The sequence below is a fragment of the Achromobacter sp. 1011791174 genome, from assembly GCF_059760925.1.
In genome coordinates this window covers 88,053-101,071 of sequence record NZ_JCBANH010000002.1, presented here as the reverse complement: position 1 = coordinate 101,071, position 13,019 = coordinate 88,053, and the positions used below count along the sequence as shown (strand labels likewise).

The window sequence follows — 13,019 nt, the reverse complement described above, 5'->3', positions numbered from 1 at the left end:
TTCCGCCTCAGGCGCGACGCCCGGCCTGCGCCACGTACTCGCGCGCGATCTCGGCCGCCACCCGCGCCAGCTCGCGCGCCCAGCGGATCTCCGCGTCGGGCGCCATGCGCTCGATCGGAAAGCTCCAGGCCAGGCTGCCCACCAGCGCGCCATCGTCAGGCAACAGAATGGGCACGGCCACGCCGCCCAGCCCCGGCGCGATCTGCTCGTGGCTGATGGCGTAGCCCGCCTTGCGGATCGCCGCCAGCGCGCGCCGAAAGGCGGCCCAGTCCTCGCCAAGCCCGGCCGCGGCGATGGCCTGCGCGCTGCGCAGATAGGTCTGGCGGATCCGGTGATGCGGCAGGAAGGCCAGCAGCGCCAGCGAGCCCGAGCCCTGGAACAGCGGAAACGGTTGGCCGCGCGCGCGCAGGATCACCGTGCGCCGGCCGGCGTGCTCCAGCACGTCCGGGCCTTCCTTATAGATGCACAGCACCTTGTCCTCGTACAGGTTCTGCAGCAGATAGGCGCTGTCTTCGCGCGACCGCCCTTTCAGCACGGCGCGGCCGGCCAGGTAGAGCGGATCGGTCAGCGCCACCAGGCGCTCCAGCTCGATGATGCGCGGCCCCAGCCCGTACTGGCCGCCGGACTGCGGCACCAGCAGGCCGGCGTCGCACAATTCCTTCAAGTAGCGATAGGCCATCGAGCGCGAATAGCCCAGCCGCGCGCTGACTTCCTCGCTGGTCAGCCTGGGCGTTTCCAGCGTGAAGAGGTCCAGGACATCGAAGGCGCGGGCAAGGCTGGAAGACATGGCGGGACGGATTCCTGGCTGGATCGGGAGCAAGCGCCAGTGTAGCTGGATTGATCATTAAATGATCGTAATCCTACTATTTAAAATTTTGTTCAATATCACAGTATCCGGGATAGCATGAAAAAAAGGAGTGGCCAACCGGCCCTCCCGCCCGCATGCCACCCCGCGCTTCGGCGCGCTTCCCTTCCCGGATGCCCATGCCCAGCAAACCCCTCACCGGCCGCGTGCCGCCCGACGCCATACGCCTGCTGTCCCTGCCGCGCCTGGACCCCGGCCTGCTGCGGCGCTACGCCGCGCTGGAAGACCTGAGCGGCGCCGTCTCGGATGCGCTGGACCAGCTCGGGCTCCAAGGCGCGGTGCCGGCGTCGGCGCTGGCGCCCACGCTGCCCGGCCGCCGCCTGGTCGGCCAGGCCGTCACGGTGCGCAACGTGCCGCGCGCCGACAGCGTCGCCGCGGCCGCCGCCAGCGGCAAGGGCATGATGGGCGAGCACGAAGCCTACAACCTCGCCGAGCCGGGCGACGTAGTGGTCATCGAAGGACTGCCCGGCGTGTCGAACCTGGGCGGCCAGTCCGCCGCCGTCGCCAGCCGCAGCGGCTGCGCCGGCGCCATCGTCGACGGCGGCCACCGCGATCCTGACGCCTCGCGCGAACTGGGCTTCCCTATCTGGTCGCGCGGCCCCACGCCCATCACCGGCAAGTGGCGGCTGCGCACGGCCGAGATCAACGGCACGGTCCATATCGCGAGTATGCCGGTCCAGGCCGGCGACCTGGTCGTGGCCGACGACGCCGGCGTGGTCTTCGTACCCCATGCCCAGGCGCTGGCGGTGCTGGAAGCCGCCGAGCGCGTGCACGCCGGCGACGCGCGCCAGAAGGCCGACATCGCGCGCGGCGTCGACCTGGCCACGCTGGCCGCCACCCGCTACAAGTAGCCCCGATTTCCAACCCGTTCCCGTCTGCCATGAACCCCGACATCCAATGCGTAGTCCAGAGCGCCGACATCCTCGGCGAAGTGCCCCTGTGGTGTGACCGCAGCCAGCGCCTGTGGTGGGTCGACGTGCGCCGCCCCGCGCTGCAATCCTATGATCCCGCCACCGGCCGCCACACGGCGCAGCGCCTGCCCGAAACGCTGCTGGTCGGCGCCATCGCGCTGCGCGAGGCCGGCGGCTTCGTGCTGGCCACCAACCACGGCCTGTACTTTTACGACCCCGCCAGCGGCCTGCCGCCGCAAGCCGTCGTCGACCCCGAAAGCGACAAGCCCGGCCACCGCCTGAACGACGGCAAGTGCGACCGCCGCGGCCGCTTCTGGGTCGGCAGCATGCTCGACCAGAAGCGCGAGCCCGCCGGCACGCTGTACCGCTTCGACCCGGACCATCGCTGCCATGCCATGCTCGACGGCTTCGTGCTGCCCAATGCGCTGTCCTGGAGCCCCGACGACCGCAGCATGTATTTCGCCGACACGCACAACCAGGTGATCTGGGTCTTCGACTACGACCTGGACGATGGCGCGATCTCGAACCGGCGCGTCTTCAAGGACTGGACCCATCAGCCCGGCCGTCCCGATGGCGCCACGGTGGACGCCGACGGCTATGTATGGAACTGCATGGTCGCCACCGGCCAGCTGGTGCGCCTGGCGCCGGACGGCCGCGTGGACCGCGTGATCCAGCTGCCAGTCACCAACCCGACCTGCCCCGCCTTCGGCGGCGCCGGCCTGGACACGCTCTACATCACCAGCCATTCGCAGCGGCTGACGCCGGAAAAACTGGCGCTGGAACCGCTGGCCGGCGGCCTGTTCGCGCTGAACGTGGGCGTGAAAGGCCTGCCGGAACCACGCTACCGGGGCTGACGCGCCCGCCACACACCCGGGGACCAGACGCGGCCACCGCGCGCCCCATCGTCGCCGCTCCAGCGGCACAGGAGGAGACTGACATGCAGAGGATATTCGCCGCGGCGCTCTGCGCCGCCCTGTTGATGGCCGGCCCGGCGCGCGCCGAAGGCGTGGTCAAGCTGGTCGTGCCCTTCGCGCCGGGCGGCCCGGTCGACCAGGTGGCGCGGCTGGTGGCGCCGGACCTGTCGGCCGAGCTGGGCGCGACCGTGGTGGTGGAGAACCGGGGCGGCGCCGGCGGCACCATCGGCGCCAACGCCGTCGCCAAGGCGGCGCCCGACGGCCAGACCCTGCTGGTGGCGACGCTGGGCTACGTCATGTCCGCCGGCACCACGCCCCACCTGCCCTATGACCCGCGCAAGGACCTGACGCCGCTGTACCTGTTCGGCCAGGTCCAGAGCCTGCTGGTGGTGCGCAACTCGCTGGGCGTGTCCACGCCCGCCGAGCTGGTGAAACTGGCCAGGTCCGGCGCGCCGCTGAGCTATGGCTCCAGCGGCGTGGGCTCGACCATGCACATCGGCGGCGAGCTGTTCAATATCGCCGCCGGCGCCAAGGCCACCCATGTGCCCTACCGGGGCGCGGCGCCCGCGCTGATCGACCTGATCGCCGGTCGGGTGGACATGGTCAATGCCGACGTGCCGGTGCTGCAGCCCTATGTGAAGGACGGACGCGTCAAGGCCATCGTCATCTACGACACCCAGCGCTCGCCCTATCTGCCCGACGTGCCCAGCGCGCAGGAGGCCGGCCTGCCGGCGCTACAAATGAGCAACTGGTACGGCGCGCTGGCGCCGGCCGCCACGCCGCTGGCCACGCGCCAGCGGCTGGAACAGGCGTTCGCCAAGGTCATCGCCAAGCCCGAGCTGGCGCGCAAGCTGGCCGACGCCGGCCTCTCCGGCCCGCTGGGCGCGGCGGAGTTCCGGGCCAAGCTCAACGCCGACCTGGACCGCTGGGTGCCCATGATCCGCCAGGCCGGCATCCGCACGGAATGATCGCCATGAGGCAACGACACCGCCTGTTGATGATCGGCCCGCTGCCGCCGGGCCTGCGCGCGGCGCTGGCCGAACGCTACGAACTGGACGCGCTATGGGAGCAACCCGACTGCGACGCCTGGCTGCGCGCATCGCGCGGCCGCTACGCGGGCGGCGTGACCATGTCGCGCCACGGCTGCACCGAAGCCATGCTCGCCTGTCTCGCCGGCGGCGTGCTGGCCTGCTTCGGCGTGGGCCATGACGGCATCGACCTGGAAGCGGCGCGGCGCCACGGCGTGCAGGTCAGCATCACGCCCGACGTGCTGGACGACTGCGTCGCCGATCTGGCCTTCGGACTGGTGCTGGCCACGGCGCGGCGCATTCCCGGCGCCGACCGCCACGTGCAGGCGGGCCGTTGGCCCGGCGGTCCCTACCCGCTGGCGACGCGCGTCAGCGGCAAGCGGCTCGGCATCGTCGGCCTGGGCCGCATCGGCCGCGCCGTCGCGCGCCGCGCCGCCGGTTTCGACATGGCGCTGCGCTACCACGGCCGCGCGCCCAAGCCGGACGCGGACATGCCCTTCGAGCCCGACCTGCCGGCGCTGGCGCGCTGGGCCGACTTCCTGGTGCTGTCCTGCCCGGGCGGACCCGCCACGCGCCATCTGGTGTCGGCAGCGGTGCTGGACGCGCTGGGACCCGACGGATTCCTGATCAACGTGGCGCGCGGCAGCGTGGTGGACGAAGCCGCACTGATCCGCGCTATCGAGACGGACCGCATCGCCGGCGCCGGGCTGGATGTGTACGCCGACGAACCGCGCGTGCCGGCCGCACTGCTGGGCCGCGACAACGTCGTGGTCCTGCCGCATGTAGCCGCCTCGACGCAGGAAACCCGCGCCGCCATGGAAAACCTGGTGCTGGACAACCTGGACGCCTTTTTCAGCCGGGGCGCGGTGCTGACCCCGCCCGCCTGAGCCGCCATAGGAGACACCCGCCATGATCATCGAACACCGCACCTACACCCTGCCGCATGGCGGGATGGATGCCTATCTCGCGCGCTACCGCGAACTGGCGCTGCCGCTGCAGATGCGCCACCTGGGCCGTCTGCTGGGATTCTTCGTCAGCGACATCGGCACGCTCAATCAGGTGCTGCACATCTGGGCCTACGACAGCATGGCCGACCGCGAAGCCCGCCGCGCGGCGCTGGAGGCCGATCCGGCCTGGCAGGAATTCAAGCGCGGCAATCGCGGGACCTTCGTGGCGCAGCAGGTGTCGATCTGGCGCGCGGCGTCGTTCAGTCCGAAACGGGTCTAGCCCGGCACGGTCATGTCCGATTCCACGCTCACCAACCCGTTGCTGCGCACGCTGCGGGAAGGCGGCCTGGCCGCCTCGCTGATCGTGCGCCTGTTCGACGGGCCCGAGATCGGCCGCATCGCCGCGACCGCCGGCCTGGACGCGCTGTACGTCGACCTGGAGCATTCCCTCCTGTCGCTGCAATCCGCCAGCCGCATCTGCAACGCCACCCGCGAGGCGGGCGTGACGCCGCTGGTGCGCGTGCCCGCCATCGACGCCGCGCTGATCGCCCGCGTGCTGGACGGCGGCGCGCTCGGCATCATCGCGCCGCAGGTCGAATCGGCGGCCGACGCGGCGCGGGTCGTGGCCTGCTGCCGCCATCCGCCGCGCGGCCGCCGCTCCTACGCCGGCGGACAGGCGGCGCTGGGCTACCGCGACCTGCCCCAGGCCGAGGCCATGGCGGCCCTGGACGCCAGCGTGCTGACGGCCGTCATGATCGAAAGCCGCAACGCGCTGGACGCGGTCGAGGCCATCGCCTCGGTGGACGGGCTGGACCTGCTGTTCATCGGCGCGCACGACCTGGCGGCGGACCTGGGCCTGGCCGGCCAATGGGACCACCCGGCGCTGCTGCGAGCGCTGGCCCGCATCCGCCAGGCCTGCCTGGATGCGGGCAAGGCGCTGGGCCTGGGCGGTCTGGCGGGCCAGCCCGCGCTGCTGCGCGAACTGGCCGCCCCGCCGCTGGGCTGCCTGGTCTCGACGGGCACGGACCTGGCCTGCCTGCTCGGCGCGGCCACGCAGCGCGCCGCCGCCGCGCATGCGCTGCGCGACCCGGCTGGCGCAAACCCTAGCAGCAGTCGCACAGCAGCACGTCGTTGACCACGTTGCGCGGCCGCGCGCCCAGCCGGCCGAAGCCGAAGGCCGCCATCACATCGTGGCAGACCTCCATGGCCTGGTCCTCGCAGGCGGCGTCGTCCACGCCCGGGCAGGTGACCAGCACGCGCCGCGCGCACATATGGTCCAGGAAGTCCGCCGACACCGCTCCCCCGACGACCGTCACCGAGCGCACGCTGGCCGGCAGGCCGTTCTGGCGCAGTCCGGCCAGCATGCATGAGCGGACGATCAGCGCCGCCGTGTCCGCCGGCAGGCACTCGTCGGCGTCCAGGCAGTCCACGGCGAAGAAATCGTCCAGCCTGCGCACCGCGCCCGCCGCCAGCGGCAGCAGGCTGACGCAGCGGTGCCGGCTCAGGGACAGCCGCATCATGATGCGCGGATCCAGTCGGCGGCGCGCTCGGCCAGCATCAGCACGGGCGCGTTGATATTGCCCGAGGTCAGATCGGGCATGACCGACGCATCGACGATGCGCAGCCCCGGCACGCCCAGGCAGCGCATGCGCCCGTCCACCACCGCCATCGGATCGCGCTCCGCGCCCATGCGGCAGGTGCCGCCCGGGTGGTGCACGGTGATGGCCGTGCGGCGGATGAATGCGTCCAGCGCCGGGTCGTCTTCGACGCCCTGCCCGGGCGCCAGCTCGTCGAGCACGAAATCACCCAGCGCCGGCTGACGCATCAGGTCGCGCGCGATGCGCACCGAATCGCGCACCCGCTCCCGGTCTTCCTGGCAGGCCAGGAAGTTCTGGTCGATGCGCGGCGCGGCCAGCGGATCCGCGCCCGCCACCGTGATGCGGCCCCGGCTGCGCGGATGCAGCAGGACGGTGCGCACGGCGAAGCCGTCCTGGAACGGCTGGCGCCAGGGCTTGAGCCAGGGCCGGGCCGTGAACGGCGCCGCCGTCAGCAGGAATTGCAGGTCGGGCGTGTCCATGCCCTCGGGCTGCACGAAGCCCACCACCCCGCCCGGCACGTCGCCGGCGAAACCTTCGCCGCCCAGGTAGGCGCGCACCATCGAGCGGCCGATGCGGTCCAGCCGCAGCTCGCGCACGAAGGGACCGGGCGCGCGCCGCCGCGCCGTCACGATGACCGAGATGTGGTCCTGCAGATTGGCGCCCACGCCGGGACGGTCCAGCCGCACCGACAGGCCGGCCTGTTCCAGCACTCGCGCCGGCCCGATGCCCGAATGCATCAGGATGGCTGGCGTGTTGATCGCGCCGGCGGCGAGGATGACCTCGCGCCGCGCCCGCGCCGTCTGCTGCCGGCCGCCGCGCAGATAGCGCAGCCCCGTGGCGCGATCTCCGTCGAAATCCAGGCCCAGCACATGCGCGCCGGTCTCCACGCGCAGGTTCGGCCGCCGCAGCGCCGGCCGCAGATAGGCGGTCGCGGCGCTGCAGCGCCGTCCCTGGCGGATCGACATCTGCAAGCGCGAGAAGCCGCCGGCGGGCCGCGCGTTGTAGTCCTCCAGCCAGGGATGGCCCGCCTGCCCGGCCGCCGTCGCGAAGGCGTCGAGCAGCGGATCCTGGTAGCGGCAGCGCTGCACGCGCAGGGGGCCGCCGCCGCCGCGCTCGGCGCCCGCGCCGCCCTCCCAGTCCTCCAGCCGGCGGAAATACGGCAGGGTATCCTCGAAGCGCCATTCATCCAGGCCATAGTCGCGCGCCCAGCGGGCGAAGTCGCCCGGATGGCCGCGCACGAAGGCCATGGCATTGGTGGACGAGCTGCCGCCCACCACCTTGCCGCGCGCGCACTCGATCGCGCGGCCGTCGGCGTGCTCGGCCGGCTCGGCGTCGTAGCCCCAGTCGTGCAACCGCTTCTGCAGGATCTTGCCCCAGCCCAGCGGCACGTGGATCAGCGGATCGCGATCCCAGGGGCCGGCCTCCAGCACCAGCACGCGGCAGTCCGCCTGCGCGCTCAGGCGGTTGGCCAGCACGCAGCCGGCCGAACCGGCGCCGACGATGATGTAGTCGTACTCCGCGCTCATGTCCTGGCCACCTGCCGGAAATTCACGTGCACATTCTTCTCCCGCGTGAAGGACAGCATCTCGCCAAAGCACTCGTCGCGGCCGATGCCCGACTGCCGCACGCCGCCGTAGGGCGCGCCCAGGAAATGCTTGCCCACCTCGTTGATCCAGACAAAGCCGGCGTCGATCTCGCGCGCCAGCCGGTGCGCCCGCGACAGGTCCGCCGTCCAGATGGCCGCCGTCAGGCCCACGTCCAGGCCCCGGATCTGGTCCAGCATCGCCGTCTCGTCGTGCCAGGGCATCAGCGCCAGCACCGGCCCGAACAGTTCCTCGCGCGCCAGCGCCGAATCGGCGGGCACATCGGCATACACGGTGGGCTCCAGATAATGGCCGCCCGCCGGCACGCCACGGGTCGGAATGGCGCCGCCATGCAGCAGCCGGCCGCCGCAGGCCTCGTCGATGACGCGCTTGACGCGGTCGCGGTGCTCGGCGCTGATCATCGCGCCCATCGTGGTGGCCGGATCGGTCGGATCGCCGGGCACGTAGGCGCCGCAGGCCTGGACCACATGGCGGCAGACCTCGTCGTAGATGTCGCGGTGGACGAAGGCGCGGCTGGTCGAGCCGCAGGACTGGCCGCACCAGGTGAAGTTCATGCCGTCGACGATGGCGCGCGCCGCCTGCGCCGGATCGACGTCGGCGCAGGCCACGAAGGGATTCTTGCCGCCCAGCTCCAGCGCCACCGGCTTGATGCGGCCGGCGGCCGCCTGCATGACCTTGCGGCCCGTGGCGATGCTGCCGACCAGCCCGATCATGTCCACGTCGGAACTCTCGGCCAGCGCGGCGCCGGCCTCGCCGCCGCCCGGAAGAATGGCCAGCACGCCCGGCGGCAGCAGGTCGCCGATCAGCTCAGCGCAGCGCAGCGCAGACAGCGGCGCCTGCGCCGGCGGCTTGATGATGACGGCGTTGCCCGCCGCCAGCGGCGCGGCCAGCTTGCCCATGGCGAACAGCAGCGGATGATTGAACGCCACGATGCGCGCGACCACGCCCAGCGGCTCGCGCTCGGTGTAGTTCAGGGCGTCCGGCCCCATCGGGATGGTGTCGCCCTTCAGCTCCGTCACCAGCCCGGCGAAGAAGTCCAGCAGCGCGGCGGCCACCATGACGTCCGAGCCCATCTCGCTCACCGGATTGCCGCAGTCCAGCGCGTCCAGCAGGGCCAGCTGGGCGGCATTGTCGCGCAGCCGCTGGGCGACGCGGCGCAGCACCGCCGCGCGCGCCAGCGGCGCCGTGCGGCGCCAGATGGCATGGCCTTCCCGCGCGGCGCGCGCGGCCCGGGCCACATCCTCGCGGCCGGCCTCGGCCACACGCATCAGCAGCTCGCCCGTGCCCGGCGCGCGGACCTCCATCCAGCGGTCGGACTGTGGCGCGTGCCAGGCGCCGCCGTAGTACAGGCCGGCCTGGGCCGGCAAGGCCACCGGGCCGCTGGCCGTGTCGTGCGTCTTCGGATTCATGCCTGGGTTCCTCAGCGTTTGACCGGGCCGGCCTGTTGCAGGAAGCGGGTATCGAAGCCCTTGCTGTCATCGAAGCTGGCCGCCAGCGCGCCCTGTTCCTTGTAGAGCGTGGCGGTGGCCCGCCACTGCGCCGGATCGATCCAGCCCAGCCCGTGCTCGCGGGTATGGGCGCTGAAGAAGGTGTAGTCCAGGTCGGCCTGAAGCTGCGCCACCAGCATCTCCTTCTTGCCCTTGTATTCCGGGTTGTTCCTGATCAGCGAGTCGGCCGCGGCGCCCGGATCCTGGATCACGTCGGCGTAGCCCTTCATATAGGCGGCCACGAAGCGGCGCACCAGGTCCGGCCGCTCGGCGATGGTCTTGTCGGCCGTGAACATGCCCGAGCCATAGCTCTGGATGCCCAGATCCGCGCCGTGCAGCACCGACAGCGAGCCGGGGCCGCCGGCCTTGTGCTCCAGCTCGGGCACTTCGGCGTCGATATAGCCCGGCACCGCGTTCACGCGGTTGAGCAGCAGGAAGTTCTCATAAGGCGGCGACACCGTGGACTGCTTGATGTCGTTGAGCGAAATGCCGTTCTTGGCCAGCGCCGCCTTCAGGAAGATGTAGGTGGACCCGGCCGGATGCACGCCGATATTGGCGCCCTTGAGCTGCTGCACGGACTTGAGGTCGAAGTTCTTCTTCACCGAGATGATGGCCAGCGGCGTCTTCTGGTTGACCGCCACCAGCGCCGTGTTGGCGATGCCCTGCGACCTGCCCACCATCAGCGTGGGCAGGTCCGAGAAGCCGAAGTCGGCGTTGCCGTTGGCCACCAGCCGCAGCGCGTCGGTGGAGCCGGTGCCCTTGCGGATCGTACCGGCGTCGATGCCCTGCTCGGCGAAATAGCCCTTGTCGCGCGCCACGAAGAACGGCGCATGGTTGCCGCGCACCACCCAGTCCAGCTGCACGGTGACGGCATCCTTGGTCTGGGCCTGGACCGCGCCGGCCAGGGCCAGCGCGCCCAGCAGGCCGCACAGCTTGCTACGCTTGATCATGATTTTCCCCTTGTTGATTGTCGATGCTTCAGCGCGCCGCCCAGCCCAGGAACCGCAGCTCGGCCAGCTCGATCAGGTAATAGAAGAAGACGCCCAGGACGGATATCTGCACCAGCGCGGCGAACACCAGCGCCGTATCCATCTGGCTGGAGGCGAACTGGATCATGTAGCCCAGCCCGGCCGAGGCGCCGACGAATTCGCCGACGATCGCGCCGATCACGCTCAGGGTGATCGCGACCTTCATGCCCGCCATGAGGGCCGGCAGCGAGGACGGGATCTTCACGCGCGCCATGATCTGGCCCGGCGTCGCGCCAATGGACTGCAGCAGCGACATCAGGTTGGCGTCGGCCGAGCGCAGGCCCACCAGCATGTTCAGCGTGACCGGGAAGAAGGCCATGATGACGATCAGGGCGATCTTGGGCAGCAGGTCATAGCCGAACCACAGGATCAGCAGCGGCGCCAGCGCGATCTTCGGCACGTTCTGGAACAGCACGATGAGCGGATAGCTGGCGCGGCCGAACCAGGCGTATCGGTCCACCAGCAGCGCCAGCGTGATCCCCACCACGCAGGAACACAGAAAGCCGTAGAGGATTTCCGCGCCCGTGACCAGGCTGGCCTGGAACAGCTCGTCCTGGCGCTCGAACAGCACGGCGACGATGGCCGACGGCGCCGGCACCACGAAGGCCGACACCTGCAGCAACCGGACCGCCGCCTCCCACAGCGCCACGATCAGCAGCACCAGCGCGAGGCTGGGCAAGGCGGCGCGCCAGGCCTGGCGCAGCCGGCCGGACGCGGGCCGCGCGGGCGCGGCGGGTTCTTTCAAGGTCGTGCTCATGCTCATTTTCCGCTCCCCGGCGCATGCCCTGCCTTGAGCAGCTGCCGCAACTGGAAAGACTTCTGGTGGAACATCGGGCTGGAAAACGTCGCCTCGTTCTTGGGCTGCGGCAGGCCGATATCCAGCTTCTGCACGATGCGCGCCGGATTGGTGGCCATGACGTAGACGCTGTCGGACAGGTAGACCGCCTCGTCGATGGAGTGCGTGACGAACACCACGGTCTTGCCGGTGCGCCGCCAGATATCGAGCAGGAAGTCGCTCATGTGCTCGCGCGTGATGGCGTCCAGCGCGCCGAAGGGCTCGTCCATCATCAGCACCTCGGGATCCAGCGCCAGGGCGCGCGCGATGGATACGCGCTGGCGCATGCCGCCGGACAGCTGCGCCGGATACCGGTCGGCCGCGTACTCCAGGCCGACCAGGCGCAGCAGTTCCAGCGCGCGGTCGCGTTGCCGCTCGCGCGGCACCGCGTCCACCAGCGCCATCAGCGAACAGACGTTCTCCAGCGCGGTCTTCCAGGGCATCAGCGCCGCTTCCTGGAACACCATGCCCACGCGCCGCTGCCGCACCGCCTCGCCCGGCGGCACGCCGGCCACCGAGACCTCGCCGCCGGGCGGCGGCACCAGTCCGGCGAACACCTTCAGCAGCGTGCTCTTGCCGCAGCCCGAAGGGCCGATGATGGAGGTGAACGAGCCCTTCGCGATCTCGATGTCGATGTCGCTCAACACCCGCACGCAACCGGCGCGGGTGTCGAAATCCACGTTCAGGCCGCGGGCCCGTATCTGCGCCGCCAGGGGCGCCGCCTCCCGCGCCGGGCCGGGCCCGGCGGATGCATTCGCCTGCATGTCCATGGCCCGCCTCAACCCGCGGCCACGGCCGCCGCGAAAGCCGGCCGCTGCTCGATGCGCGCCATCCATTGCCGCAGATGCGCCAGCTCGGGCTTGGGATGGGGGAACTTCAGGCAGCGGCGCACCAGCGGCGCCAGGCAGATGTCGGCCAGGGAGAAGGCCTCGCCCGCGACCCAGGGCCGGCCCGCCAGGTGCCCGTCCAGCAGCGACAGCTCGGCGGACAGCAGCTTGGCGGCCGCCTCGCTCAGTTGCTCGGGCGGCAGCTTGGCTTCCTTGAAGCCGGCCAGGTAGGCCACGTTGAGCGAGGCCAGCGTCCAGTCCATCCAGCGCTCGACCTGGCTGCGCGCGGCGGGATCGCGCGGATACAGCGCGTGGGCTTCCTGCTTGTTGGCCACATAGCGCAGGATGGTGTGCGATTCCCACACGTGCAGCTCGCCGTCGCGCAGGGTCGGCACCTTCTGCGTGGGGTTGATGGCCTGGTATTGCGGGGTGAGCGTGGTGCCCTCGAAGGTCTTGCCGTAATCGTGGCGCTTGTACGGCGTGCCCAGCTCTTCGAGCAGGAACAACACTTTCTGCACATTGCCCGAGGTGGCGCGTCCCAGAACTTCCAGCATGATGATTCTCCCTTGATATATGGTTTGCGCGGCCGTTCAGGACCGCTGCGGCTTGTAGGCGATGCACTCGATCTCGATCTTGGTGTCGATGACCGCGCGGGCCTCCACGGTCGTGCGTGCGAGCATCCCGTCCGGGAAGTACTCCTTGAACACGCCGTTGTAGCGGCCAAAATCGCGCGCGTCTTCCAGGTAGACGGTGGCCTTGACCACGTCGGCCAGGTCGCAGTCGGCCGCCCGCAGCGCCCGCCGCATCGCTTCGATAGTGGCGCGCGTCAGCTGTTCGATGGTGCCTTCCAGCATGACGCCGTTCTCGTCCTTGGCCACCTGGCCCGACACGAAGACGTAGTCGCCCGCCCGCACCGCCGGATGGAACGGCAGGTTCGGATTCTTGTTGCCAAAGGCTTGTTGCAGATAGGTCATG

At 70.8% G+C, this 13,019-nt stretch carries 15 protein-coding genes; 6 read left to right on the top strand and 9 right to left on the bottom strand.

The features are described 5' to 3' along the window. Positions 1-7: 7 nt before the first annotated feature. Positions 8-787, bottom strand: a complete 780-nt coding sequence (locus AC6LJ5_RS01530) for an IclR family transcriptional regulator (protein WP_392410222.1) — start codon at positions 785-787, stop codon at positions 8-10. 197 nt (positions 788-984) lie between these two features. Between AC6LJ5_RS01530 and AC6LJ5_RS01525 the strand changes: the two genes are divergently transcribed. The 6 genes from AC6LJ5_RS01525 to AC6LJ5_RS01500 all read left to right on the top strand — a co-directional run bounded on the left by AC6LJ5_RS01525 (position 985) and on the right by AC6LJ5_RS01500 (position 5,800). Further along, a complete protein-coding gene (locus tag AC6LJ5_RS01525; protein WP_392410221.1) occupies positions 985-1,716 on the top strand; it encodes an RraA family protein in 732 nt (243 codons plus the stop codon). 29 nt (positions 1,717-1,745) lie between these two features. Next, a complete protein-coding gene (locus AC6LJ5_RS01520; protein ID WP_498139648.1) occupies positions 1,746-2,630 on the top strand; it encodes an SMP-30/gluconolactonase/LRE family protein in 885 nt (294 codons plus the stop codon). 83 nt (positions 2,631-2,713) lie between these two features. Next, positions 2,714-3,658, top strand: a complete 945-nt coding sequence (locus AC6LJ5_RS01515; RefSeq protein ID WP_498139647.1) for a Bug family tripartite tricarboxylate transporter substrate binding protein — start codon at positions 2,714-2,716, stop codon at positions 3,656-3,658. Between the two features lie 5 nt (positions 3,659-3,663). Further along, positions 3,664-4,605 carry a 2-hydroxyacid dehydrogenase gene (locus AC6LJ5_RS01510; protein ID WP_498139646.1) on the top strand — a complete coding sequence of 314 codons (942 nt, stop codon included), beginning with the start codon at positions 3,664-3,666 and terminating at the stop codon, positions 4,603-4,605. A gap of 22 nt (positions 4,606-4,627) precedes the next feature. Beyond that, the gene (locus AC6LJ5_RS01505; RefSeq protein WP_498139645.1) at positions 4,628-4,945 is read left to right on the top strand and encodes an NIPSNAP family protein; all 318 of its coding nucleotides are present in this window, start codon (positions 4,628-4,630) and stop codon (positions 4,943-4,945) included. A 12-nt stretch (positions 4,946-4,957) separates the two neighbouring features. After that, positions 4,958-5,800, top strand: coding sequence for an HpcH/HpaI aldolase family protein (locus AC6LJ5_RS01500; RefSeq protein WP_498139644.1), 843 nt, complete (start codon positions 4,958-4,960; stop codon positions 5,798-5,800). Here the strand turns inward: AC6LJ5_RS01500 and AC6LJ5_RS01495 are convergent. From AC6LJ5_RS01495 to AC6LJ5_RS01460, 8 genes are read right to left on the bottom strand one after another with little or no spacing between them, the layout of a single operon-like run. Continuing rightward, positions 5,769-6,185: a hypothetical protein gene (locus AC6LJ5_RS01495; RefSeq protein ID WP_103274806.1), complete on the bottom strand. Its 417-nt coding sequence runs from the start codon at positions 6,183-6,185 to the stop codon at positions 5,769-5,771. The two genes, AC6LJ5_RS01500 and AC6LJ5_RS01495, sit on opposite strands and share 32 nt — an antisense overlap. Next, complete coding sequence (locus AC6LJ5_RS01490) at positions 6,182-7,789, bottom strand: GMC family oxidoreductase (RefSeq protein ID WP_498139643.1); 1,608 nt, start codon at positions 7,787-7,789, stop codon at positions 6,182-6,184. Before AC6LJ5_RS01490 ends, AC6LJ5_RS01495 begins: the two co-directional genes overlap by 4 nt. Further along, positions 7,786-9,276 (bottom strand): aldehyde dehydrogenase family protein, encoded by a 1,491-nt coding sequence (locus tag AC6LJ5_RS01485; RefSeq protein ID WP_498139642.1) that lies wholly within the window; start codon positions 9,274-9,276, stop codon positions 7,786-7,788. Before AC6LJ5_RS01485 ends, AC6LJ5_RS01490 begins: the two co-directional genes overlap by 4 nt. An 11-nt stretch (positions 9,277-9,287) precedes the next feature. After that, entirely contained in the window at positions 9,288-10,304 is a 1,017-nt protein-coding gene (locus AC6LJ5_RS01480) for an ABC transporter substrate-binding protein (protein WP_498139641.1), read from the bottom strand. 28 nt (positions 10,305-10,332) lie between these two features. After that, the gene (locus AC6LJ5_RS01475) at positions 10,333-11,139 is read right to left on the bottom strand and encodes an ABC transporter permease (protein WP_233772467.1); all 807 of its coding nucleotides are present in this window, start codon (positions 11,137-11,139) and stop codon (positions 10,333-10,335) included. 2 nt (positions 11,140-11,141) lie between these two features. Beyond that, positions 11,142-11,987 (bottom strand): ABC transporter ATP-binding protein, encoded by an 846-nt coding sequence (locus AC6LJ5_RS01470; RefSeq protein WP_498139640.1) that lies wholly within the window; start codon positions 11,985-11,987, stop codon positions 11,142-11,144. Between the two features lie 8 nt (positions 11,988-11,995). Further along, positions 11,996-12,598, bottom strand: coding sequence for a glutathione S-transferase family protein (locus tag AC6LJ5_RS01465; protein WP_103274811.1), 603 nt, complete (start codon positions 12,596-12,598; stop codon positions 11,996-11,998). Positions 12,599-12,634: 36 nt separating this feature from the next. After that, positions 12,635-13,018, bottom strand: a complete 384-nt coding sequence (locus tag AC6LJ5_RS01460) for a RidA family protein (RefSeq protein ID WP_103274812.1) — start codon at positions 13,016-13,018, stop codon at positions 12,635-12,637. Between the last annotated feature and the right edge of the window lies 1 nt (position 13,019).